This is a genomic window from Candidatus Nomurabacteria bacterium (genome assembly GCA_023898645.1).
Taxonomy (GTDB): Bacteria; Patescibacteriota; Saccharimonadia; order Saccharimonadales; family Saccharimonadaceae; genus UBA2112.
Genome location: CP060232.1, coordinates 99,717 through 123,244, shown reverse-complemented (window position 1 = coordinate 123,244; position 23,528 = coordinate 99,717). Strand labels below are relative to the sequence as shown.

Sequence of the window (23,528 nt, the reverse complement as noted above, 5' to 3'; positions counted from 1 at the left end):
TCTCACATCTTACGAGGAAGACGAACAACAAACGTAGAACCCTTACCCTCGTCGGACGACACGCTAATCGTACCACCATGAAGGACAACCAGATGATGCGCCAGATATAAACCTATGCCAGTACCAGTCACGAAATCACTTCGCGGGTTCACTATGCGGCTAAACTGCTTAAATAACTTTTTCAGATCATTTTTGGCTATACCAACGCCCGTATCTTTCACCATCAACACCCAATGTGCTCCTCGTCGCACCAGCCGTATCGACACAACTCCTCCGGACGGCGTGTATTTTATTCCATTACTTACGAGGTTCTCGACTACCATGCGTAACATGTGACTATCGCCGATCATCAGACCTTTGGATGGTGCTGTCAATTTCAATGAAATACCGCCGTTATCAGCATCACTTTGTTGCTCATCTACCACCTCCCGTATCATGATGGCAAAATCAAATTTGTGCTCCGCGAGTACAATTCGTCCGGACTCTAGCTTAGCCAAGTGTAAAATATCGTTAATGATGTGCAGTTGACGGTTATTGCTTCTATACGCCTGCTCTAGGTATTTTCGCTGCTGCTCACTGATGTCACCGGAAAAGCCTTGCAGAACCATACCCAGATATTGCTTCACGCCCGTTGCCGGTGTCCGAAGCTGGTGCGATGCCAATGACAACAATTCGTCTTTGGCAAAATTAACATCCCTCTCCTTTTGTGTCATGAGCATGCGATAACGATTTCTAAGCATATAGCCAGACAATAGACTTACGAAAACGCCGAGACTTAACCCGATAAACAACAGGTACTCCGGCAAGTATGTTTCCGAAAACGGCACAATTTTTGATGTATCTTGCGTATACACAATGGTGATTGTTCGACCGTACAGTGTAATCCTCTGCTCGTTAGTAGTTTTACTTGCTTCACTAGTACGATCCGAATCGTACATGAGATTTTCCGGTACGGGATCGTCCAGGTATACTGCAAGTCCCTTGTTATTTAGATCGATATTTTTGTAAATCTCATTAAAAAATACATCGCCTCGGAACATAGCAATGGTAAAGCCTCGTAATGCATTACTGCGCTGCTCATACGTATCATGAGGCATCTCATTGTTATAGTAGGGTTTAACCAAATAAAATCCATTTACTCCAGCAGGGACACCTTTTATGTTTTTTGTTGTAAGCACATTGTGTATTGGTCCCGCCAATGTGGTGCTGTCTGTCTGTAAAGATTCCTCCATAGCGGTTTTTACGGTAGGATTTTGAGCAGGATTCACACCGATTAACTGTTTTGTATACACCGTCAGCGGCGTTATATACGCATACGTCGTTTCCTGAAGCGCCGTCCCTTTAGATACGGCAATTGCTTCGAGAGCCGGAAAATTCTTTCTTAGTTTGTAAACTGCGATGAAATCACTCCACGCACCTTCAGTGCCACTTCCCCCCTGCATCTCGGCCGCACCACCTCTAAGCAAATTTGCGTATGCGTCGAGTTCTATCGAAATGCGTTGGAAATTATCTTTAAACTGCTGACGAGTTGAAAGTGTGCGTGATTGATTTAAGTTAGCGGAGACATAAACGTACCCCACCACGCCTGTAATTGAAAAACCAGCCAGCACTATAAGTGGTAAAGCACTGTACGATAAAGCTGGCCAACGCGACCTAACGCGCGACCATACATTAGCTACAGATCTTTTAAAATTTCGCTTCTTCACCATTAGTTACTACTTATACTTATTATAAAACAGTTTATAGATTGGGTCAAATTCTCTTGCGCTGTCGGTTCGAGGCGCTCACGATATACGGGTAGATTCATAACGGCAGCGTTACCGTAAAGGTTGAACCTTTGTGTAATCTTGACGACACGGTCACCGTACCGCCATGCATTTGTACGATTTGCCTGACCCAGTAAAGTCCCAGGCCAGTGCCACTCACTGCGTCGGAATGCTCATTGTGCACTCGCGTAAATTTGTCAAAAATCTTGCCCTGGTCTTCTTTGCGAATACCAATACCTTCGTCTGAGAATGATATACGAAGAACGTCTGCTTCGCGTTGTAGTGCTACTGTAATCTTACTTTTTTTAGGACTATATTTACTGGCATTCTCTAGCAGATTTGCAAAAACAAGATCTATTTCTATAGGGTCGATATCTGCTTCTGCTCCGTCACTTTGATCCTTCACGACAACAATCTGTTGTCGATTATCTAGGTAAGGCTTGTGCGACAAAACCGCACTTTTAAGCAGTGGTGCAATGTGCTGTGTACTTCGACTTAGTGAATATGTGTCCGCATCGATTTGTGCCGTTTTTAGTAAGTCGTTAATCAGCTTTATCTGGCGTTCGTTGCTTGCATATGCCGTCTCCAGATACTGTCTTTGGTCGTCGTTCAAAGTGCCGCCAAAACCAGCAAGCAACATGCCTATATATTGCTTGACGGCCGTGGCTGGAGTACGCAATTGGTGCGAGGCGATTCCGATAAATTCGTCTTTAACTCTACCAATTTTAATCAGCTCTTCGCGCTCCAAAGACAGCTTTGTCAGCATTATTTGTTTTTCTTCAGCAACTTTTTGTTGAGTTATATCTTTGATAAACCACGACACCCCACCTTCCGTAGGGTACGCTCGGACATCAACCCATATTTTCCTTCGCTCATAATAATCAACATAGTGCACCGACCGCCCTGTCGCCATAACCTTTTGAAACATTTCATACCTTTTCGGGAACCAGCTTTCGCTAGAAAACACGTTTTTTATATTACTACTAAGGGCCTTTTTCCTAGATATGCGTGACATGCGAACAAATTCATCGTTCACTAGCACGATATTGCCTTCTTCGTCTACCTGAAAAAACGCATCACTGATAGATTCAAGTGTACTAATAATCTTTTTCATAGATACTTCTCGCTCTTGCTCGATGTTTTTATGTTCGGTGACATCCCGAACCAAAAGAGCTACCGTTTTATCATTCCCCGTTCCTACCTTCATTACGTGCACATCAAACCATTTATCTACTGAGCTCGAATAACTGGTAACGTGACTGTCTTTGCCTGTCACTGCAACACCCGCGGCTACATCTACCCATTTATCAGATACAGCTGGGGTTAACTGTTGTAAAGTTTTGCCTTGCATATTAGAAACTCCGACCATTTTCTCGTAAGCAGGGTTAACTTCAAGAAAACGGTAATCATACGCCTTTCCTTGTTTGTTTTCTAACACTTCAACCACACAAAAACCTGCAGCAATCGAATCAAACAGCAGACGATATCGCGTTTCACGTTCTGCCAGCGAACGCTCGGCCTGCTTGCGAGCACTAATGTCGCGATACACTGCAACTCGACCAATAATCTTACCGTTTTCATCTTTTATAGATGCGGCCGACGTGTTTACGTCTACAGACGAGCCGTCCTTCCTACGATGAACAGACTCACCGCGCCAAACACCTTTGTCGGCTACGACTTGTCGAAGCTCTTTTAGGGTAATCCCGCTTACTGGCCTTTGATGCAATAAGCTTGAAAGTTTTTTCCCTATAACTTCCTCTTTTTTCCAGCCATAAAGCTTCTCGGCACCTTTATTCCACGAGACTACGTTGTGCTTGTTATCAAGGCTAACCACGGCATCGGCAATGTTAGTCGTCAGCGCCGCAAGATATTGGTTTCGTCCTTCGACTTTTAATTGCTCCGTAACGTCAAAGTGAGACGTAATAATGTGTTTTTCACCGTTAATCTTCAAGGCTATATACGCGCCTCGAATTCGTCTGCGCATTCCTGTTTTTGTTACTATTTCTGTTTCAAATTCCGTTCGCTTTTTTGCGTACCCGATCGCTTTGAGTTGTTGCAGTCGCTTAGAAGCAATGTGACCACTTTCTCCGTCCAGCTCGACAACACTGTGCCCTACGACGTCTAATCGTTTGCAATCCATCATTTCGAGATAGCATTCATTTACGTCAATAATTTCCCCGTCTGAAGCCCGGCTCAACGTCATAGCCACAGGACTAACATGAAACATCTTGGCAAATTTTTCTTCACCATATTCCAGTGCCTTTTGTGCCTGCTGATAATTGTCCTGATATGCAATTAATATTTTTGAGGTAAGGATATCTTTATACGTAGAAAAAATCTTTTTCAATGAATAGATGTCAGCAAGCGTCAGGTGTTTATTCTCTTTTGAATTTTCCACCATTTCCCACATAGCCCGCTTCAGGAACCTTATACCGTCGTGCACTTCTTGAACGGTCAATCCCTTTTCTAGTGAAGATGTAGCAAGCCGTCTACCTAACTTGTCAAACTTCTTCATTCCTTCCGCTTCATTTTTCAAATTGTCTGCAAGCGATTTAATTATTTCTACATGAAAGCGACTGTTTTTCCCAATATTATTACTCGAGAGATTAATTTCGCTGAGGTAGGTGTGATATTTTTCGATAGCCAATCGTTCTATGTCAGATGCGTGCTGATGCAAAAACTGTTTAACAATTTCGTAATCGTCTTCTTGCCCGTGCACCAGTTGATCAAGTTGGTCGTGCGTAAAACGCCAGTCGCCTCGAGAACCGACTTTTTTACCCTTTAATTTACCCGATTGAGCCCATCGTCGAATTGTTTTAACACTGACACTCAAATAATCCGCCGCTTGTTGGCAATCAAGAAACACGTTGTTGACTGTTTGGTGACTCATACTATCCAAAACTACCTCAAACTATCTTAAGCTAAATTATACCACTTAAGACAAGTTTTTGCAAACGTGTCAACCTACTTGCATATTAGTAGACTTATTTTTTGCGAAGGAAATAAAGTGCAAGCGAGCCCGACAGCACAATGCTAACGATGATGATTATCCAAAAAGCATAGGGTTCATGCTCGCCCGGTATGGAAACGTTCATGCCGTATATACCAGATATCATCATGGGAACTGTAAATGCCAGCGTAATAACAGTAAGCAAACGAATTGTTTCGTTTAGCCGCGTGTCCATAACGGCACGGTATGAGTCACGAACGTTCGTGATGGTACGCAAAAGACTTTTGCAACGAGCAATCAGCTGCTCAAATTCAATCGACAAGTCTTCGACCAAGTCGCGGTCATCTTCGTAAAGTGGTAGCAGACGACCGCCCAATATCTTCTCTAGCGCTGAATTTGTTGGTTGAAGCGCGTCAAGGTAATCATTAAGCTTTCGTTCATACTCGGTAATCGTCATGATGTCTTTAGAACCGAGCGAGCGAACGTCACTGGTAGTCGCGCGCATCTGGCGGTTGATTGAAGCAACCCGCGTTTCGTATTGCCGGATAACGGCCTCAAGCATCATCATGAATAACTTCGTTTTTTGTGTCGTCGGAGCCTTGACGTTGTCGATAAACGGCTGCCACAAGCGACCTAAGCTATCACGACTGACAGTCACAATATATTGCGGACCTAAAGCAAACACGATCGGCGTCGTGAAATCGTTAAAATCGTCATCGGTATCTGGCAGCCGCGTTAGAAAGTACGTCCAGCCATCCTCCAGTTCAACACGTGGAACCTCGTGCGGATCGAGCGCATCGGCCAATAAGTCCTGATCAATGCCCAGCTCTACTAGTTGACTCTGTTCGTCATCGGTAGGTCGCTCGGATCGGATCCAACAACCGGGCTGCAGCGTGTCTCGCTGCTTGATTACCGGCCTGTACTGTGTTGAGCGAAGATACGAAAGCATAGGCGCTCCTTATTGGTTACATTTCACCCCTATTGTAACAGATATGATTTCAGACAGTGAACGCTTATGCTTTATAATGGCATACGTGAAACTATTTCCAACTGTCCGACCTTATTGGCATGTCGACGCAAAATGGATCTTTGGAATCCTCTTTTCGCTATCGCTCATCGCATGCCTCTTACTGTCGGTGGCGTCTGTACTAACCAGCAAGGACCGTGCGCCGGAAATCGTCGCCAGTGTCATCGGCATGAATTTCATTCGCGACGGCTCCATCGACATAAAGGAGGCCGAAAAGAAGATCGACCAAGCCGGCGGAGCCATTCACCCTATTCCGTATATGCAAAGTGTCGTCATAACGAAGGCCGACCTGAAACTGACGCCAAACGAAATATCACTCAAAGTATTTTTGCCCTTAACAAAAATCATTTATGACAAAGGAGTCGAAGGTGCGGCCGACCAATTTACAAAGACCGAAAAGCAAAGGGAGCAATTCATTAATCAGGCCTCACTTCTACGACTTTTCACTTCGAGTACACACCTCGCACTTCAGTTACCGTTAACTATCTTTTACATACTGTCTGTACTGTTCGCAGCGGCCGTCGCATATTTCAGTGCGGGTTGGGGGCGCTTGTCGAACCTCGGGCTACTTCTCTTTTTCATTAGCTTGCCAGGTACTGTGTTTTCGCTGCTTCTTCTCAACCCACCTCATGACGGCAAAGGCAGCTTTAGTTCACTGCCACCAATACTCACTCACGACATTGGGTCTGCCCTCGGACAATACTTCGTGTTCGTCACGTGGGCAGGTGCCATTATGCTAATAGCTGCGCTCGTCGGCAAAATCGTGACCACCATCAGAAATCGTCAACACAAACAAACCGACAAAAAAAATTAATTCATGCGCACGCCGCACAGTAACCCTGAAGCTCGATTTGGTGCCCCGTTGCCCGGTAGCCATACTGACGAGCCAGATCTTCTACTGATCGTTCCAATGCCTTTTCGTTAATTGACGTCACCTTTCCACAACGAATGCATGTTATGTGGTGATGATGTTCAGAAAAGGTATCACTTAGCTCAATCGTATATTTCCAACCTACGTTATGACGCTGTATAATACCCAGCTCTTGAAACAATGCGACAGTTCGATACACACTAGCACGATCAACCGTCGGCATCAGTACCTTAGTAATGTCACTCATCGTAACGGGCTCTTTACCTAATAAGAATTGAAAGACCGCTCGTCGCGGTTTCGTCAGGCTATAGCCATCTTTCTTTAATATGTCGCTCAATCTAGAAAGTGTCTCATTCATATTGCAAATTTACCACAAATTGCGACATATTTGCAATATATAGTGCCTATGTCTATGATTATCCAATGACTCCAATACTTCTCAGTATCGCAACATTTCTTTCAACCTTTGCCGGTGGCATTGTCGGTATCCGACATAAAAAACACATCCCCAAGCTACTCGGCTTCACTGCCGGCATCATATTAGGCGTCATTGCCTTCGACATTTTGCCGGAGCTTTTTAACATTATCCATGAACAAAACCTCGACCCGACACCAGCCATGATTGCACTCACGGTCGGTTTTTTGCTATTTCATATCAGCGAAAAATACCTTCTCATACACCACGCGCATGAAAACGAGTATGGTCAGCACCGCCATCCATCAGTCGGCATCCTGTCAGCCTTGGCACTCAGTGGTCACAGCTTCCTTGACGGAGTCGGCATAGGCCTGGGCTTTCAGGTAAGTCCAACCGTTGGTATTGCCGTCGCGATTGCCGTCATTGGTCACGATTTTGCCGATGGGCTCAACACCGTCAGCCTCATGCTCAATCACAAGAATTCAATCCGACGAACATTAAAGTTTTTGCTCGTCGATGCACTCGCACCCGTCCTCGGTGTTGCATCGACATTTCTATTCACATTGTCAGACTCTGGATTAGTTCTCTATCTCGGCTTCTTTGCCGGCTTTCTACTCTACATCGGTGCGAGTGACATCTTGCCACAAGCACACGAGCATAAATCGTCAAAAGTGACTTTGCTACTAACAGTACTTGGCACCCTCCTCATGTTCGTTATCACGCGCTACGCGTAATCAAAAGTATTCGCAGCGTAAAGAATTATTACTTGCTTTTTCGCCACAACTTAGACGGCCACCACATAAGCCGACCGATTTCGAGTGTCAACGCAGGTACGAGCAATGACCTCACGATGATGGTATCGAGTAGCACACCAAAGGTGACGATAAATGCGATTTCAGCTAGGAACAAAATGGGGATTACACTCAGCGATGCGAATGTCGCAGCCAAGACGATACCGGCGCTAGTAATCACACCGCCCGTCACAACTAGCCCCTTTATAGTTCCCTCTGTCACGCCGTGCTTTATCGTCTCTTCACGGACACGTGTCATCAGGAATATATTGTAATCAATGCCGAGCGCTACCAAGAACACGAAGCCAAAGATAATCACGGCCGGGTCGGCTCCTGGGAATTTCCACAAATTATTAAAGACAAGTGCAGCAATACCCATAGTCGCGCCAAACGACAAAACGGTTGTCAGAAGGAGCAAAAGTGGAGCGACAATTGCGCGCAAAAGCAGCATTAGTATTAATGTAATTGCAATCAATATTGCTGGCATAACTACCCGTATGTCACGAAGTGCAGCCTGATTTGTATCATACTGTGATGCGCTCGTACCTCCTATGATGGCACCAGCATCTACCTTTTTGACACTGTCGCGTAGTCGCACAATCGAATCGCGAGCCGCGAGTGACGCTCCAGGGTCAGATAATGTAACTTGTAGAAGTACTTCACCGTCTACGGTTTTCACAGTAGCATTTTTAAAAGGATACGCCTGCTTGGCAATCGTATCAACGCTCGGTAGTTTTGCAGCGGCAGCTATATAGGCAGCGTCCATCTGGGCTTGCGGCACTCCTGCCATCTGAACGGCGAACTGTTTGTGCATAGCCGAAATCTGATCATAACGCTGAAGTTTCACCTGCTCCTTGACCTTGTTAAGCACAGTGTCGGCAGCGCCACCCAAAGGCATAGAGCCTGATTCAACACCATTTGCCACCGCGTAAACGGAAGCGACACCCTTATCAGCATCAAGCACCTTTACGACAGAATCGAGCTTGTCCTGACTTGCCACCACATAGGCTGGTGACCCTGATCCACTCGGGAAATGCGCGTCGAGAATCGCCTGCCCGTCACGTGCTTCAGATTTACCAAGAACAATGTCGCTCTGCGAGACACCATCAGCCTTTAGCTGTGGAACACCCGCAACAGCTACAAGCAAGACAACTATACACGCCGCCCACACCCTGCGTGGATGACGCCTCACCAGTGCACCAACCCGCGCCCATGCCGGATGATTCCGAAGGTAGCCATCGCGGCCTTGTTTCTCAACGAATTTCGGGCGTCGTGGCCAAAAAGCAGTCCTACCCGCTAGCAACAACAAGGCCGGCAGTAGCGTCAGAGTTGCCACTACAGAAAACGCGACGCCAATGCTGCCGACCGGTCCAAGCGCCTGGTTTGACTTTAAATCAGACAGCAGCAAGCAAAGCAGTCCGGCAGTCACCGTACCGCCGGCTGCAATAATCGGTTCGTAAGCGGATTTCAATGCTGCCCACATGGCGTCCCATGTCTTACGATGCAAGGTAAGCTCTTCGCGATACCGTGAAATGTACAGTAGCGAGTAGTCGGTCGCTGCTCCAATGACAAGGATGAATAGTATACCCTGTACCTGCCCGTTTAGCTGCACAACGCCTGCGTCGGCCAAATGATACACCGAAAATACGGCTACCGAAAGAGCCGACATTGCAGTAAATAAAACGATGATTGGCAAAAATGGCGATCGATACACAATCAACAAAATGAAGAACACGACGCCAAGCGCAACGAGCAGTAGCGTACTGTCGATACCTGAAAAAGCTGTCTGTAAATCATGGGCAAGCGATGCCGGACCTGTAAGTACATATGAAAATTTCAGATTTGAATCTGCAAGTTTTTGTTTGATTGCCGGAAAGGCGCTGTTGAAATCAGCGTCGCTCGCAAGCGGCACGCTGACAAAGGCTGCTTTTTTGTCGTCTGACTGTATGGGTTGAGAGACTGTGCCAGTAACTCCCTTTACTTGGGCTAGGCTTTCATCAACGCTGGAGATTCGTGACAAATCATCACTAGTCAGCTTTTTGTCGTCGTGTGTATAAACGACGATAACTGGAATTGCTTTTTTATCGCTAAATTTTGTTAGTTGATCGTTGACCTTTGTTGCTTCGGCACTATTCGGTAGAAACGTCGACAGGTCAGTACTGGAAACATCGCTAATTTTTCCAAAATAAGGCCCACTGATGCCAGCAAATGCTACCCAACCAACAACGATAATTGCGGAGAGCAAAGTATACGCCCATCGTGGAAATTTTTTGTGTTTTGGCATCTACATACATTGTAGCAAGGCGAAAGCACTTCTCATATACCAAATACAGTACTTCAAAATAAAGCGCTAAGAGATTTTAGGTCACCCGGACCTACGATTTATTCGACAGCTCGGTAGTCTGCGCTGGGCGTGGCATTAATTTCGACTGCGTCAGATCCATAGCGAACCCAGCGACTGCGATCTGACCGTCTGGTCTCTTGCCGACAATCTTGCCACGGTCGTAAAAGCGCTTGTACTCACCGTTCTTGGTCTTCATACGATAATCAGCCTGATAATCGTCAGTCTTGCCTTCTAAATAAGCACCGAGGGCGCCCGTTGTAGATTCGATGTCATCTGGGTGCATCAAATCGACAAACTTACTTATGTGTACGAATTTCTCAGCATCCTTGGCGTCGTAACCAAGCATCTTAAGCTTGTTGGGGTGGAAGAAAATTAATCCAGTCGGGTGTTCAAACAGCCACCATGCCATGCCACTTGCTTCCATGGCATCGTTGAAAAGCTCCATTTCATCTACGTGATCGTAGAAAATCATCTAGAAATTGTTTCCTCTCCTCTTACTTCTAAGAGTCTCTCGATTAATTATTTGTATTATATTATCATAAAACTATAAAAAAAGCAAGCGCTATTGATAGCGCTTACGAAACTCTACTATTTCACAGATGCAGCACTTCTTGCGGAGACACCTTGTAGCGGCCAGTTGTAGGTCCTCTCTTGAGTAATATTTCACGACCAGCAACGGCTGCATAGGCGGCGCCAGTCGACGCCGTCGTACCCAACTGCGCTATCCCTCCTAGTGTGATGCCGATCTGCCCCAATGACTGTGCAAGGCGCATAGATATATTCTCTAGACCAATCAGTTTTATAATCAGACGCACCGTCTGCTCTGGTGACGGGTTCGCTTCCTCGATCATCATCATCTCGTTTGTTGTCAGTCTACCCAAAAACGGCTTAACATCACCTAAATCATACCGCTCCACGTCGATCATGGTAAGGTCACCCGTATCGGTAGCCATAATCAAGGCAGCACCCACTCGATACGCAAGTTTACGCATCAGTATCTTCGTTGGCATGTGATCGACTTCTTCAAATATCAAATCGGGGTGATGTCGGGCAACTACTTCAGCATTTTGTGACGTTATGCCATCAAAAAGATGTACCTGTTTAACGTATGGATTCAGCTCGCTCAAGCGAATACCCGCAACATCTGTCTTGCGCATACCCACTTCTGGCATACCGGCATTAATTCGGTTCAGATTTGGCACAGACATAACATCTGGATCGGCTAAAATAACTTTATCCCCTAGCGCCATATGAGACGTCTGTTCAAGTATGTGCGATCCGACACTTAATCCTATATGCGCCGTTGTCGCGGAACCAATCTTACGCAGTTCATCCGCAGTAATCAGTTCTCGGTTGCGAAACGTTAAAAGTAAACGATGTTCCTCCCTGTCGGGATACTGCACAAGCTGGTTTGACCAGGGAAAATAGTACCATTTACCATAACGATCGCCCTCGGCTGAAATCGGCTCGACGAAGCGCTCGCGTGCGGTCTGATTGTTTTTCTGGTCAGGATGCTTCATCTCAAAGAGATCTTCGGCGATTGCAGCAACCTTCCGCTGGACTTTTGCGCCGCCCATGACGACACGACTGTACATACCCCGCCTGTCACTCACATTATTTGGATCATAACACTCAGGTTCTGACCACTCCGGCGCCTCTACTACTTCACGCTTCATCCAGTACTCTAGTGAATCGCCATGATAATTCACAAAGTACCTCCCATAGCTCTCGCTAAATTGCATGCCCAAACTCGAAATTCAGCAAGCTCAGACCCTAGTGTGGTGTCACTGACACCGTCAGACATGTAGACAAAGTTAGTTAATTGTCGTTCGGCAAATTTATTTCCTGGTGTCAAAATATCGTAAGCCATGTCATCGTAAAAACTGTCGATATTCATAACAGTCGGCACCAACGCAATGCCGCTACACATCTGTGGATGAAACGTTTGTTTCGACGGGCCAATTTGCTTTACGGCGGTCTGTCCCCAGTTGTGGACAAAAGATTCAAATGCTGTCGCTTCGACAAGTCCCATAAACCACACTTCGCCCCTACCCAATACTCGCTGTATCTCAGCTCGTATAAACTCTTTAACCACTGCACGACCAGCGTTTATTGTCTTGCCGAGCGCTTCTGGTTCTACTAAAACACAGCCTGGATCCGCCTCGACACTCCGCAGGTACTGCTCTCCCTCTGACCAAAGAACGTCTTTGCTGAATTGATACGCCGGCAATGCGTCTAAAGGTGCATAGAGCTTTTTCCAAGCGACTAGCCGGCCGGTCATCGGGTTGAGATCGGTCGTTCCTTTTTCTATTCCAAGAGCATATTCAGCCCGACTACCGACAATCGGGACATACGGAACTCCCGATGGATTAGATGCGGAAGGGGCCATAATCTGCGCACCATTCGCAAGCGTAATTAACCCTTCGGGGCGAACAATCCGCATGTTGACGTAACTCTGTGCTTGAATCTGCTTGGCAAGCAACTCTCCGTCAGGATTTTCCTCTGGGGTAAAGTAGCTATAGTCATACTTATCAGTTCGTGGAGGCTCATGGGAATCAAACCTGGACTCTATTCCGTCAGTTTTCATATTCCACGCGCCTCATTTTAAATCCACCTAAACATAAGTATTTTCCAATACAAATATAGCAGATTTTAGAAAAGCTAGCTGATATTAGGGCGCGACCGGCTCAGCGTCATCTTCATCAATCTTCAGAAGTTTTTTCTGGATGATCTCGTAGCGCTGACCCGTCAGTGCTGATTCCATATAGTCGTCATTGAGTAGATTGACGAACTTGCCCATATCTTTGTCGTCCATGATGATAATCGCGCCGGTGTCGTCTTGCATCATTTCGATGCCCAAGTCCTCGGCGTGCTCTAGTAGTTGCTCCTGCTTAACGGCCGTCGTATCAAGTTTTTGTAGCTTTTTGATGATACTTCGCTTGCCCTCAATCAGCGTCTGCATATTCTGACCCTCTGGGAAGCTCAGTCGGAAGTTAGCGTTGACTTCTTTGACCTTTTTCTCGGCAATGATTGCTTCCTTGGCGTCGTAGCTAAACATCTGCTTCAGGCGCGCCTGACTAAACACGTACATATCTTGGTCGATAATAAGCAGCTGATTGTCGGCTGGTATGCGCACGGCGGCTTCGGCGTCGAACGGTACAAACTTGCCGCTCTTGACCATCCAGCCTGCTTTGCCTTGCATGACGTTGGAGCGTGGCAGCACCTTTACGACGAAAACTTCGTGTTTCATATCAGGGTGGCTCACCCGCGCGATCATGCCTTTCATGCGACCGAAATCATGCTCGTCGTCGTTGAACGTCTCGATCTCATGTTCCTGCGTCTTAATCCAGCGAAGCGTTTCGCGTGCGTGCACGACTTTGTATACCTGCGTGCGCTGCAATACACCAGCCTCAGCCTCAGCTTCTTCAAACCCACGCACTGTCATACCCTCCTCGGCACCTTCAAACAAATATTCCAACAACCCGTCGATAAAGAGTGGCTCTAATTGCTGCCGTAAACTGTCGGCTAATTTAATCCTAAACGGTATGTAGCTTTTGCTAATCAAAAACAGATCAATCTTGAGATCTTCTTTGTATTGCAGCATGTTGTTTGCCCAGGCAAACACGTCGGTTTCTTTGTAGTTGTCTTTCTCTGCCTGTTCGGGCGCCAATATGTCTTGGTCCATGTCAAATCAGCCTTTCAATAGGTAAACGCTTTGTCTAACGTTTTAGTTTTTGGTGATAATACATTCAGTGTAGCGGAAAAACCGTCAAACAAGTGCTGTAAAAAATGCAAGATTCTTTATATGGGCTGGCGTGTCAGCCATAATGCCAGAGTACCCATGTCGCGCCACCTCTCAACAACCTCTTCGCCCTGCTCTCGCGCCATGTCGTATACCCTATGTGCAATGTCGAAATTAAACAAATCGCCGGGACCTTCAACCATGCCGGCAATCTTTTCGTTGGGCTGTATATATGCCACCTCGCCTCCATGTCGTTGCTTCCAGCTGTTCAGTTCACGTCGCAGTTGCCATTCCAACGCTGGCCCAACTGCCAATTTGTGCTGACCAATTGGTTGCTTTAAATGCTGGCCTAGGGCGGCAATGGCTAATACTCTATGTGATTTCGGTGCTACGTCGGCAGAGACAATCGAGCGAACACCGCCGTCTACGTAAGACTCGTTCCCGATTCGCACAGGGCGAAACAGGCCCGGCACGGCCGAAGAAGCTGCAACCATGTCCGCCAGATCAATTCCCCTCAGTTTTTGCGGCCCTGGTATTGGATGCTCCCTTGAAGGAAGTCTGTATGCCATAGTCCGAACATTACTCGCCCTGTCGTTGCCAAGTACTTCCCGTGCAATACCTTGCAAAAATCCCGGCTGCCAATTCGGTACTTTGATCTGCGGTATGTCAGCCACGTCAGAGTAGTCTCTACCCGTTGCGATGAAACTTGCTACCCACGAACCGGCTGATGTACCAAGCATTTGTGCATCCGCCAAATCAATTCCCGCGCCCTGCAGCGACTCATATATGCCGTATTCAAATGCAATGCCAAAGGGACCTCCACCACCAAGTACTAGTGATGGTAATTCCGAGTTGTAATCGTGAGATTGTTCCATGTTTCCTCCCGTGAAGTAAGCGTGCGCGTTGAAGTAACCATACTCCCCTTAAAGCATTTGCGCAAGCCGCACCGCTCTTTACTACGCTCATGCTACAATGGGGAAAATAATCGCTAAAACAAAAAAGAAAGTAACCATGAAAGTATACGACAAGGTATTCCTAGTAACTGGTGCTGGCGGCGGTATCGGTGGCGAGCTGGTTTCTGCTTTACTTGCACGAGGCGCCAAAGTTGCAGCGGTCGATTTGCGCGAAGAAGGCTTGCAAAAACTCCGCGAAAAAAACAGCGACGCTGGCAGTAGCCTGACTACACACGCAATCGATATCACTGATCGCAACGCCGTGTCTGAACTACCCGAGGAAGTCATTAAGGCACAGGGCCAGGTTGACGGCATCGTCAACTGCGCAGGCATCATACAACCGTTCGTCAAAGTAAATGATCTTGAATATGACGCCATCGAACGCGTCATGAACGTCAACTTTTTTGGCACACTTTACATGACAAAAGCTTTTCTTCCCCACTTACTCAAAAGACCCGAAGCACATGTCATCAACGTGTCGAGCATGGGGGGCTTTTTGCCCGTACCTGGCCAGAGTGTCTACGGCGCATCAAAGGCTGCGGTGAAACTACTTACCGAAGGTCTTTACGCCGAACTGCTAGACACAAATGTCCATGTTACCGTCGTGTACCCCGGCGCAACTGACACAAAAATCACGCAAAATTCCGGTGTTAAAATGCCCGACGTAAAGGTATCTGACGTGAAAAAACAAGCTGCCATGATGCTACCAGCCGACAAAGCAGCCGGCATCATCGTTAGTGGCATCGAAAAAAACAAACCACAAATCTTCACCGGCAAAGATTCCAATATGATGAACAGGCTCTATCGATTGAATCCAGTCTTCGCGACGAAATTCATCGCAAAGCAAATGCAGTCATTACTCGGCAAATAGCTCGTTAATCTACGCCAACTCAATAAGTCGGCCACTTTTCGACAAGTCCGGATCAGTACATGCGGCAAGGTTGAAACAACAAGGTCGTCGATGCTTGCCGTTTAATTTTGATACGGACTTCTCAATACGTATCACGCGTGTATCTGGATTTTTTGTTTCATTCACCCAACGTATCCACTCCCAACGAGCCATTGGCGTAATGTCTTTCCATTTGTCTATGACTTTTTGCGGAGCAGCGCTCAGAGCTGTAGCGAAATCTTGTGGCACTACGGGTTCTGGCCAGTCTTTCGTCGCTTCAATCTCTAGTGTTGCTTCATCACCCACCTTCAGTCCAGCAGTTTTTTGCAACTGCACATCCACCTTGAGCCAATGCCCCCATCTGCCGTCTGGCTCTAGGACCGCTCGAAAGTCATGATTATTGATCTTCCCCTTCACCGCAACTTGCCCACGCGATGGCAGCTGAGTGCTAGCATCCTCAGGCAACCGAAGAAGTGTCCACTGACCAATCTTGTATAATTTTGCTTTAAATGTAATCAATGACATATATTTCTTACTCGTCTTATTTTTCGAAAAAACATCGCCCGTGTCAAGTACGGAACTCACTCTGAGATGACGGCCTATCAGAGATCAACAAGCACAGAAACAACGTCTTCGGCGACATACGCCAACCCTGATGTAACCGTTGCGATGTCCTGCGTACCAGACGACGTTTTCATACGAACTTTCCCGGGAGTCAACTTCATAATCATAGGCGTATGATGCCTCATGACAGCAGTTTCACCACGCTGCGACGGTAGAAAAACCAGCTCACATGGCCCGTAATACATAACCCCTTTTTCGTTCGTTACCGTGAGGGTGAATTCGTCTTTTGCTGCCATGCGGCCTCTACTTCTTCAATGGTACCTTTCATGTAGAAAAACTCTGGAGGAATCTGATCGACCTCTCCTAGCACGATTTTACGGACACCTTTCACGGTATCTTCCAACTTTACGAATACGCCCTTTGTACCCGTGTAGTTTTCCGAACTGTAAAAAGGCTGGGTAAGGAATTTAATGAGGCGTTCCGCTCGATCAACTGACTGACGGTCTTCTGGTGAAAGCTCTTCTTTTCCAAGAACAGAAATGATACTTTTCAGCTCTTCGTTGCGTTCAAGTGTCCGACGCGCCAGCTGAATAGCCTCAAAATGCTCTTCGGTCAAATGCTTCTTGCCAACAAGTACCGAATTCGACCGCAAGGGATCGATGGCTGGGTATATTCGCAGACGTGCTAAATCACGTGACAAAATCACACTAGCGTCAAGTTTATTCAAAATCGCATCCACGGCCGGATCGGTAAAATCATCCGCCGGCACATACACCGCTTGCGCAGAGGTAATAGCGCCATGTTTCGTCGAGACAATACGCTCCTCAATCTGACCAATTTCTTGGCCCAACGTCGGCTGATAACCAGTGTCTGAAGGCATTCGCCCTAGAATAGTAGAAATTTCGTTACCAGCCTGCGCATAGCGAAAGACGTTGTCGATAAACAGTAGCACGTCTTTTTTCATACTGTCACGCAAGTACTCCGCAACGGTCAGACCGGCATGTGCCGCCCTAAATCGGACTCCTGGCGTTTCATTCATCTGCCCATATACGAGAGAGACGTTTTTTAACAGATCCTTATCGCGCATCTCTTCTACTAGCTCATGACCCTCGCGAGTACGCTCTCCTACGCCAATAAATACCGACAAACCTTCAATGGAACTGACAATGTTATGAATCAACTCGGTGATGATGACCGTTTTACCCACGCCCGCGCCACCGAAAAGGCCAATTTTTCCACCTTTTGGAAACGGCGAAAAGAAATCAATCGTTTTAATACCCGTAACATAAATTTCAAGTTTACTATCAACTTCGTCATAGCTTGGAGCCGGGCGTTGTATAGCACGGTATTCTTCTACTTTAAATGGCGGACCACCATCGAGTGGCTGTCCGAAAGCATTTAGCACCCTCCCGAGCACTTCTGGACCAAGTGGCATACTTAAAGGCGCCTGCGTATCTATTACAGACAAGCCCTGCGCGATCGTATCTGTAGAACTCAACGCCATACACCTCACAACACGGTCATTCATGTACTCAATGACCTCAAGAATCATGCCAGTCTTTTCAACTTTCAACGCCCTACCGAGTGGCGGCATGAGTGAATCAAACTCAACGTCAACAATTGGCCCTACGGCACGTACGACAGCACCAACGTTTTGGTTATTGTCCATATTCCCCCTTCATGCGAGTACCATACAGCTCTAGCGGTTTTGAGTCAATCATCGCTTATGTACTCCGTCCTTGTCTAGCTGAAAATCTCCCGACATACGAGATCCGTACAATTCACGCAGTTTCGAGTCAATCATCGCACGACGAGCCTTGTGGTACTTTAACCTCAATGCCTTTGACTCGTTTTTTGCGTTATCGTACGAGTCTCGCATTGCCACCATTTGAGCGGCGCTGTATGCAAGCATAGACTCTGCAATATAGTGGTATAGCGACAATCCAACGACAGTCTGGTTCATATAATTGGCAATTTCCTGAGGGTTCGGTTCAATGATAAAACGCTTCGCCGCCACTTCGTCCTTTGCTCGATTTTGCGCATTCGCTTTATGCTCCTCAGCGGTTTCGCCTATTGTTATGAAGTTAGTTTCGACGACTTGTTTGGAGAGGCTTTCAAAACGTGGATAAACGAAAGTTGTGTGTGCATATTTTGAAATAAGAGCATAGATAGGTTCAATATCGCGAAGTGATGATTTTTTAGGAGCCGAAAATGTATGAACCGTACGATCGGTATTAGTCCTGAACCGCGCATGGGTCATTTTACCAATCAACATCAGATCCGCACCGTGCTCTTCAAACGTTTGCTCGGCAACATCCAGTACTCGATGGAGCAAATTACCTGGCATCCCCCAATCTATACCGATGGCGACCACTAGTTGTCTATGAATTACCTCAGGCGGTGGCGGCGTCAACTGTTTCATTACTGCATAAATGCGCCAAAATTCTTGAAAAAACGGTCGGCTTTCTAGAATTTCCGTGCGCATTACGGCAATGTTACGGGCTGCAGTTTGCTCAAGCATATTTGTAAGGTCCTCAAGCTCTTTCATCGTACGAATTTCTTGTTGTAGACCATCAATTTTTGTCATGGAACATATCCTCGTTTTCACGCAATATACCACTGATTGTTTCGGTCTCAGCCACAAGGCGCTGTGCTTTTTCGGCAGGCTTAGGTGTTGCGGGGTTCTTCATGAAATCTTTAAAACATTCATCAAAAGTATCGGTCACGCTCTTGTCAAATGTCTGTAGCATATTTGGTGTCAGCATCCTGTCATATGGTGGCATTACCATAAACTTTAGCAACTGAGTACGTAGCGGCCTCATCTGATGATGGTCCCACTCCAAAACCTTTTTGCTTGTTACAAAGTAAAGCAGTAGTGCCTGCTGTAGAGGCGTAAAGTAATCATCCGAAGTCTGATCAAATAATGCCCTGGCGCGTAACCCCAAATTGTACAACTCAAGCGAATCACTATTGAGGTCAGTACCAAAGGCAATGAATCTTTCAATCTCGCCAAATCGTACTAGTATGTCCTTTAGCTGATCGGACAATTCCCGAATAAGTTTCGATTGGACACGACCACCAATACGCGAAACAGAGAATCCACTGTCTATTGGTGGGCGCAAGCCCTTGTTTGCCAGTGCTCGTCGGAACAGCACGTGACCGTCGGTTATCGACATAAGGTTAGTGGTGATATAGTCGGTTACTTCTTCTGTTGATGTTTCAACGATAGGTAACGCGGTAATCGTCCCTCCGCCTGCATGCTCATTAAACGCTCCGCATCGTTCAAGCAAACGAGAGTGCAGATAAAAGATGTCTCCTGGATACGCCTCGCGGCTTGCAGGCCTGTTCAACAGTAAAGAGAGCTGTCGATATACCTTTGCGTGTCGAGACATGTCGTCAAACACAATCAGAACGTTTTTTCCTTGCGTCATGAACCATTCAGCAATCGACATGCCTACCATGGGGGTGATGTAGTTAAGTGATGCCGCAGATGCAGTACGACCAAACAACACCACCGTCTGTTTTAACGCCCCAGTCTGTTCAAGTCGTTCTACGTTACGCTTCGTTACTGCCACTTCCGCATCTATCGCAACATATACGCAGATAAGATCTGTTTTAAGGCGAGCCTGATTACATATGATGTCTATTGCCACATCGACTTGCCCGGATTTGCTTTCACCTACCAAAAGCTCACGCTGACCAAGACCAATCGGTATTTGCGAGTCAACGAGCGTATACCCAGTCTGAAGGGGTTTGTCGACGATTGCGCGCTGGAAGATGGGGCGCGCAGGAATTTCAACCGGTAGCACCACAGCACCCAGTGTATCGATGTCACCATGTCCATCAAGAGGTCGTCCTAGAGGGTCAATTACCCGCCCGAGTAATTTTTGGCCTACGGTAATCACGGGGTACTGAGAAATTATACGTACCAAATCACCCTTTTTGACCTTCTCATAAGCTTCAAGCATTACTACTTGTGCTGTTTGGTGCTCAAACCCCAATACAATACCCGTGGCCCCCGATGAAAACGTCACGACATTGCTCAGCCCTACGCCATTTAGCCCACTGACGACACACGTCTCACTGCGCACAGACTCAACGCGACCAACACTAGGATTCATGAGGCGCAGTCCTAACTGGTCGAGTGGCGTCAACGTACTGACTAACCAATTTTGGTATCTTGCTCTGTAAACTCATGTCAACTCGCTTATGACCATCATCGATGATACAGCCCGCCACAAGCGAGGGTACGGTCTCAAATATGATGTTTATCGGTTCCGGATACAATATACGTAATTGTGTTAGTAGCTTTATACGAAACGACTCTCGCAAAGGAATTGGCGTACTGCATCGTACCTGCTGCACATTTCGATAGTACCTGACGCAAAACGAAAGCAGCATCCGCCCGTTCTCTCCGAACAACAAGCGAATGGCGTTTCGCTTATGTAGCCAGGCAATAAACGACATAGTGCCAGGAGATACGTCGCCCCCTAAGATAGTATCCACGTCAGTCATTGACATGTCCTCGCCTATATTCTCACTAGCAAACGTCAGTCGTTCAACAGTAAGCTGTAATTCTCGGAGGGTCTGCTCCGAAGACATGTTAATTGTGCAGGCATTAAGCACGCTCATAATCTCGCGGCCGATTGAACCCCGTACTTCTGGCGATACATGTGTGTGCTTATTATCTGTGCTCATCGGTATAATTCTTTACTAATTTTTCAATTAGGGCCTCGTGATCAGCAACGGAGTATACCTCACCAAGATATTGCGACATTACCCACCCTATGACATCACCGGTTTGCTGAAGCGTTCTATTTGCATGAATATCCGCCTCTTTCTGCGCAGCTTGTAGTATCTGTTGGGCGTCGGTTCGTGCTGCGAGTACGACGTTGTTTGCTCGCCCGTGAGCATCCACCATAATCTTTTCGGTAATAGTACTGCTCTCGTTGAGTACTGAACGCGTTCCTTCCATGACGATTTTTTTATACATTTCCTGGAACTGTTCATTTGTATCTACAATCTTGCCAGCCGCATCGTCAAAGTACTTTTTTGCATCTTCTCGTACTAAGTACCCCAGTTTCGCAAAGGAAGTATTAAGCTGCCGAACTAAAATCCAAACGCGCACCAAAAAAACAAACAGCAGCAATATCGCAGCTGCAAGTGCACCGGCAATTACCACCCCTTGCAGTGTCATTCTATGATCGTAACTCCTCTAGCGGTCCTACCTTAACGGCTTTTTTGGCCGGTATAAACCCTATTAGCCATCCAAGTAATATGGATAGCATAAGGATTATTATAATCTGTATGGTCGGCATTGAAAAGACGTAGACACGCCCAGTAAAAAGTGTATCCCCAACAAGTGACTGCGCAGCGCCGTTAGCAGCAAAGCCAGCCACGACTCCGAACACTGATCCAATGACCGCGCCCACCACTGTAAGCATGATTGCCTGAGCGATAAACAAAAAGCCAACAGCCCTTTTTTTCATACCCATAAGTCGCAAAAATCCAATTTGGCGCATTTCTTCGATCAATGTAAGTGTAATGACATTAAAGGTACCAACAACGGTAATAACAAGAGCAATGACGCCAAACAGCAAAATGATACTCTGAATAACGGAAAATACTCTGTTAACTTGATCTATGGAGTCTTGGATGCTGGATGTCTGGTACCCCATTTGTTCGATTGATTCGCGTACGGCCGACATCTTTTCAGGGTAAGTCACAGTAACCTTTAGTTGCGATACGCTCTGAAGTCCGTGCTGAACCATATATTCCATGGGCACATAGGCAACCGGAAGGTTACCCCTTTCAATACTTCCTACTATGGTAAACTTTGCAGGACTTACCTTTAACTCGTCCGCCGTTTTACCATCAGCGGCATTTGCAGATGGAATAGACGTACTGACAGTGACAGGGCGGTTAATCGCCTCTTTTGGTTTCAAGCCGAATGTATCAAGTGCTTTTGTGCTCATAATGATATTCGTGTCCTTAGGTTGCCCATCGGTCGTACCACTTAAGATCTGTGCGGGGCTCACTCTGAAAAAGTCGCTCGTGACCGCATAAAGAGGAAGACTAACGATACTGCCATGATACTGAACATCGCCCACCATACCGACTAATTGCTGCACGTCGGCAACTCCGCTGATTGATTTGATGGTGGATATCTTTGTCTGGTCGAGTATCACCTCTTTAACATTACGCTGATTCACTGTAATCACATTTGCCGTATCGGTATTCGAAATTTCTTGCGTTACCAGTGACTTCAGACCGTCGCTCACGCCAAACAGAAGCACCATAACGCCACTACTTAGTGCGATTCCGCCAACTGCCAAACTGGCGCGAAAGCGGCGCTTAAATGTATTGAGAAGGGCCAAACGAAATAAAAACCGTCGCAGTCTCATGACGCACCCTCTTGATCGGCCTTACCAGAATCGACGTATGCCAGTACGTCACGAATATTATTAAAGGGATTGCGCTTGTCTCTGATGTCCCATAGCCGTCCGTCTCTCATGAAAAACCACTTTTTCGACAACTTTAAAAAGCTAAGATCGTGCGTCACCATTACGATCGTCACGCCATGCTCTTTGGTACTTGAAAGCAAAAGGTCCGTGACCTCTTCGACAGACTTAGAGTCAAGGTGGGCTGTCGGCTCGTCGGCAAAAATCAACCACGGATCTTTGATAAGTGCGCGTGCCAAGGCAGCTTTTTGCTGCTGACCCGACGACAACTCATCTGGGTTAAGACCCATCTCCTCTTTAAGGCCAACTTTTTCCAGCCATTCACGAGCTTTTACACGGGCTTTACGTTGCGACATCCCCTGAAGAATCAACGGTAAGGCAACGTTATCAGTCACGTCCATAAACTCAATCCAGTATTGTGTTTGCGGCAGATAACTAATTCGCTTGCTACGTAATATCGTCCGATCCTCTTCGCTATAACCGTACAGCGACTCCCCTTTCAAAAACACTTCTCCAACGTCCGGCTTTTCAAGACCCATCAGTATATTTAGCAATGTTGATTTTCCAGCTCCAGACGGTCCGAATATGACGGCAAAGTCCCCAAAACCAACCTGTAGTGAAACGTCGCTGACTGTCGTCACCAAGTTGCCACCAACCTTATAAATGCGAGACGCTCCCGTAGCTTCAAGAATCGGCGCCTTGACCTGATGCTCAAGGCTCGCATGCTGATCTGCCCCACCACCGTTACTGTCCAT

The 23,528-nt window shown here is 46.7% G+C and carries 22 protein-coding genes; 3 read left to right on the top strand and 19 right to left on the bottom strand.

Features of this window, described 5'->3' with window-relative positions:
• Positions 1-2 precede the first annotated feature (2 nt).
• The 3 genes from H6797_00495 to H6797_00485 form a co-directional block, all read right to left on the bottom strand.
• Positions 3-1,583 carry a CHASE domain-containing protein gene (locus tag H6797_00495; GenBank protein USN96669.1) on the bottom strand — a complete coding sequence of 527 codons (1,581 nt, stop codon included), beginning with the start codon at positions 1,581-1,583 and terminating at the stop codon, positions 3-5.
• Between the two features lie 220 nt (positions 1,584-1,803).
• Entirely contained in the window at positions 1,804-4,656 is a 2,853-nt protein-coding gene (locus tag H6797_00490; protein USN96668.1) for a PAS domain S-box protein, read from the bottom strand.
• A gap of 94 nt (positions 4,657-4,750) precedes the next feature.
• Positions 4,751-5,665, bottom strand: coding sequence for a magnesium transporter CorA family protein (locus tag H6797_00485; GenBank protein ID USN96667.1), 915 nt, complete (start codon positions 5,663-5,665; stop codon positions 4,751-4,753).
• Between the two features lie 85 nt (positions 5,666-5,750).
• On the opposite strand from H6797_00485, the gene H6797_00480 reads away from it, so the two are divergent.
• Positions 5,751-6,557, top strand: a complete 807-nt coding sequence (locus H6797_00480; protein USN96666.1) for a hypothetical protein — start codon at positions 5,751-5,753, stop codon at positions 6,555-6,557.
• Position 6,558: 1 nt separating this feature from the next.
• Here H6797_00480 and H6797_00475 read toward each other — a convergent pair whose 3' ends face one another.
• Entirely contained in the window at positions 6,559-6,972 is a 414-nt protein-coding gene (locus tag H6797_00475; GenBank protein ID USN96665.1) for a transcriptional repressor, read from the bottom strand.
• Between the two features lie 65 nt (positions 6,973-7,037).
• On the opposite strand from H6797_00475, the gene H6797_00470 reads away from it, so the two are divergent.
• The gene (locus H6797_00470; GenBank protein USN96664.1) at positions 7,038-7,763 is read left to right on the top strand and encodes a ZIP family metal transporter; all 726 of its coding nucleotides are present in this window, start codon (positions 7,038-7,040) and stop codon (positions 7,761-7,763) included.
• 28 nt (positions 7,764-7,791) lie between these two features.
• Here H6797_00470 and H6797_00465 read toward each other — a convergent pair whose 3' ends face one another.
• From H6797_00465 to H6797_00440, 6 genes are all read right to left on the bottom strand, one after another.
• Complete coding sequence (locus H6797_00465) at positions 7,792-10,104, bottom strand: MMPL family transporter (GenBank protein ID USN96663.1); 2,313 nt, start codon at positions 10,102-10,104, stop codon at positions 7,792-7,794.
• 91 nt (positions 10,105-10,195) lie between these two features.
• A complete protein-coding gene (locus H6797_00460; GenBank protein USN96662.1) occupies positions 10,196-10,636 on the bottom strand; it encodes a PAS domain-containing protein in 441 nt (146 codons plus the stop codon).
• Between the two features lie 121 nt (positions 10,637-10,757).
• Positions 10,758-11,873 (bottom strand): ThiF family adenylyltransferase, encoded by a 1,116-nt coding sequence (locus H6797_00455; GenBank protein ID USN96661.1) that lies wholly within the window; start codon positions 11,871-11,873, stop codon positions 10,758-10,760.
• Complete coding sequence (locus H6797_00450) at positions 11,870-12,751, bottom strand: hypothetical protein (GenBank protein ID USN96660.1); 882 nt, start codon at positions 12,749-12,751, stop codon at positions 11,870-11,872. The genes H6797_00455 and H6797_00450 overlap by 4 nt, the downstream gene beginning before the upstream one ends.
• A gap of 84 nt (positions 12,752-12,835) precedes the next feature.
• The gene (locus tag H6797_00445; protein USN96659.1) at positions 12,836-13,849 is read right to left on the bottom strand and encodes a DUF4868 domain-containing protein; all 1,014 of its coding nucleotides are present in this window, start codon (positions 13,847-13,849) and stop codon (positions 12,836-12,838) included.
• Between the two features lie 116 nt (positions 13,850-13,965).
• Entirely contained in the window at positions 13,966-14,781 is an 816-nt protein-coding gene (locus H6797_00440; protein ID USN96658.1) for a patatin-like phospholipase family protein, read from the bottom strand.
• Between the two features lie 136 nt (positions 14,782-14,917).
• On the opposite strand from H6797_00440, the gene H6797_00435 reads away from it, so the two are divergent.
• Entirely contained in the window at positions 14,918-15,730 is an 813-nt protein-coding gene (locus tag H6797_00435) for an SDR family oxidoreductase (GenBank protein USN97092.1), read from the top strand.
• 9 nt (positions 15,731-15,739) lie between these two features.
• Here the strand turns inward: H6797_00435 and H6797_00430 are convergent, their stop codons facing one another.
• From H6797_00430 to H6797_00390, 9 genes are all read right to left on the bottom strand, one after another.
• Positions 15,740-16,273 carry a DUF1905 domain-containing protein gene (locus H6797_00430; GenBank protein ID USN96657.1) on the bottom strand — a complete coding sequence of 178 codons (534 nt, stop codon included), beginning with the start codon at positions 16,271-16,273 and terminating at the stop codon, positions 15,740-15,742.
• Between the two features lie 77 nt (positions 16,274-16,350).
• Complete coding sequence (locus tag H6797_00425) at positions 16,351-16,608, bottom strand: F0F1 ATP synthase subunit epsilon (GenBank protein ID USN96656.1); 258 nt, start codon at positions 16,606-16,608, stop codon at positions 16,351-16,353.
• The gene (locus H6797_00420; protein ID USN96655.1) at positions 16,575-17,981 is read right to left on the bottom strand and encodes a F0F1 ATP synthase subunit beta; all 1,407 of its coding nucleotides are present in this window, start codon (positions 17,979-17,981) and stop codon (positions 16,575-16,577) included. The genes H6797_00425 and H6797_00420 overlap by 34 nt, the downstream gene beginning before the upstream one ends.
• A 48-nt stretch (positions 17,982-18,029) precedes the next feature.
• Complete coding sequence (locus H6797_00415) at positions 18,030-18,899, bottom strand: F0F1 ATP synthase subunit gamma (protein ID USN96654.1); 870 nt, start codon at positions 18,897-18,899, stop codon at positions 18,030-18,032.
• The gene (locus H6797_00410; GenBank protein USN96653.1) at positions 18,886-20,433 is read right to left on the bottom strand and encodes a F0F1 ATP synthase subunit alpha; all 1,548 of its coding nucleotides are present in this window, start codon (positions 20,431-20,433) and stop codon (positions 18,886-18,888) included. The genes H6797_00415 and H6797_00410 overlap by 14 nt, the downstream gene beginning before the upstream one ends.
• Positions 20,423-21,010, bottom strand: a complete 588-nt coding sequence (locus H6797_00405) for a F0F1 ATP synthase subunit delta (GenBank protein USN96652.1) — start codon at positions 21,008-21,010, stop codon at positions 20,423-20,425. Before H6797_00405 ends, H6797_00410 begins: the two co-directional genes overlap by 11 nt.
• Positions 20,997-21,509, bottom strand: coding sequence for a hypothetical protein (locus tag H6797_00400; GenBank protein ID USN96651.1), 513 nt, complete (start codon positions 21,507-21,509; stop codon positions 20,997-20,999). The genes H6797_00405 and H6797_00400 overlap by 14 nt, the downstream gene beginning before the upstream one ends.
• Before the next feature lies 1 nt (position 21,510).
• Positions 21,511-22,716 carry an FtsX-like permease family protein gene (locus tag H6797_00395; GenBank protein ID USN96650.1) on the bottom strand — a complete coding sequence of 402 codons (1,206 nt, stop codon included), beginning with the start codon at positions 22,714-22,716 and terminating at the stop codon, positions 21,511-21,513.
• Complete coding sequence (locus H6797_00390; protein USN96649.1) at positions 22,713-23,528, bottom strand: ABC transporter ATP-binding protein; 816 nt, start codon at positions 23,526-23,528, stop codon at positions 22,713-22,715. The genes H6797_00395 and H6797_00390 overlap by 4 nt, the downstream gene beginning before the upstream one ends.

Coding starts and splice junctions, on each gene's coding strand:
- H6797_00490 (USN96668.1), bottom strand. CDS start 4,656: ATGAGTCACCAAACAGTCAACAACGTGTTTCTTGATTGCCAACAAGCG.
- H6797_00485 (USN96667.1), bottom strand. CDS start 5,665: ATGCTTTCGTATCTTCGCTCAACACAGTACAGGCCGGTAATCAAGCAG.
- H6797_00475 (USN96665.1), bottom strand. CDS start 6,972: ATGAATGAGACACTTTCTAGATTGAGCGACATATTAAAGAAAGATGGC.
- H6797_00470 (USN96664.1), top strand. CDS start 7,038: ATGACTCCAATACTTCTCAGTATCGCAACATTTCTTTCAACCTTTGCC.
- H6797_00465 (USN96663.1), bottom strand. CDS start 10,104: ATGCCAAAACACAAAAAATTTCCACGATGGGCGTATACTTTGCTCTCC.
- H6797_00460 (USN96662.1), bottom strand. CDS start 10,636: ATGATTTTCTACGATCACGTAGATGAAATGGAGCTTTTCAACGATGCC.
- H6797_00450 (USN96660.1), bottom strand. CDS start 12,751: ATGAAAACTGACGGAATAGAGTCCAGGTTTGATTCCCATGAGCCTCCA.
- H6797_00445 (USN96659.1), bottom strand. CDS start 13,849: ATGGACCAAGACATATTGGCGCCCGAACAGGCAGAGAAAGACAACTAC.
- H6797_00440 (USN96658.1), bottom strand. CDS start 14,781: ATGGAACAATCTCACGATTACAACTCGGAATTACCATCACTAGTACTT.
- H6797_00435 (USN97092.1), top strand. CDS start 14,918: ATGAAAGTATACGACAAGGTATTCCTAGTAACTGGTGCTGGCGGCGGT.
- H6797_00430 (USN96657.1), bottom strand. CDS start 16,273: ATGTCATTGATTACATTTAAAGCAAAATTATACAAGATTGGTCAGTGG.
- H6797_00425 (USN96656.1), bottom strand. CDS start 16,608: ATGGCAGCAAAAGACGAATTCACCCTCACGGTAACGAACGAAAAAGGG.
- H6797_00420 (USN96655.1), bottom strand. CDS start 17,981: ATGGACAATAACCAAAACGTTGGTGCTGTCGTACGTGCCGTAGGGCCA.
- H6797_00415 (USN96654.1), bottom strand. CDS start 18,899: ATGACAAAAATTGATGGTCTACAACAAGAAATTCGTACGATGAAAGAG.
- H6797_00410 (USN96653.1), bottom strand. CDS start 20,433: ATGAATCCTAGTGTTGGTCGCGTTGAGTCTGTGCGCAGTGAGACGTGT.
- H6797_00405 (USN96652.1), bottom strand. CDS start 21,010: ATGAGCACAGATAATAAGCACACACATGTATCGCCAGAAGTACGGGGT.
- H6797_00400 (USN96651.1), bottom strand. CDS start 21,509: ATGACACTGCAAGGGGTGGTAATTGCCGGTGCACTTGCAGCTGCGATA.
- H6797_00395 (USN96650.1), bottom strand. CDS start 22,716: ATGAGACTGCGACGGTTTTTATTTCGTTTGGCCCTTCTCAATACATTT.
- H6797_00390 (USN96649.1), bottom strand. CDS start 23,528: ATGGACAGTAACGGTGGTGGGGCAGATCAGCATGCGAGCCTTGAGCAT.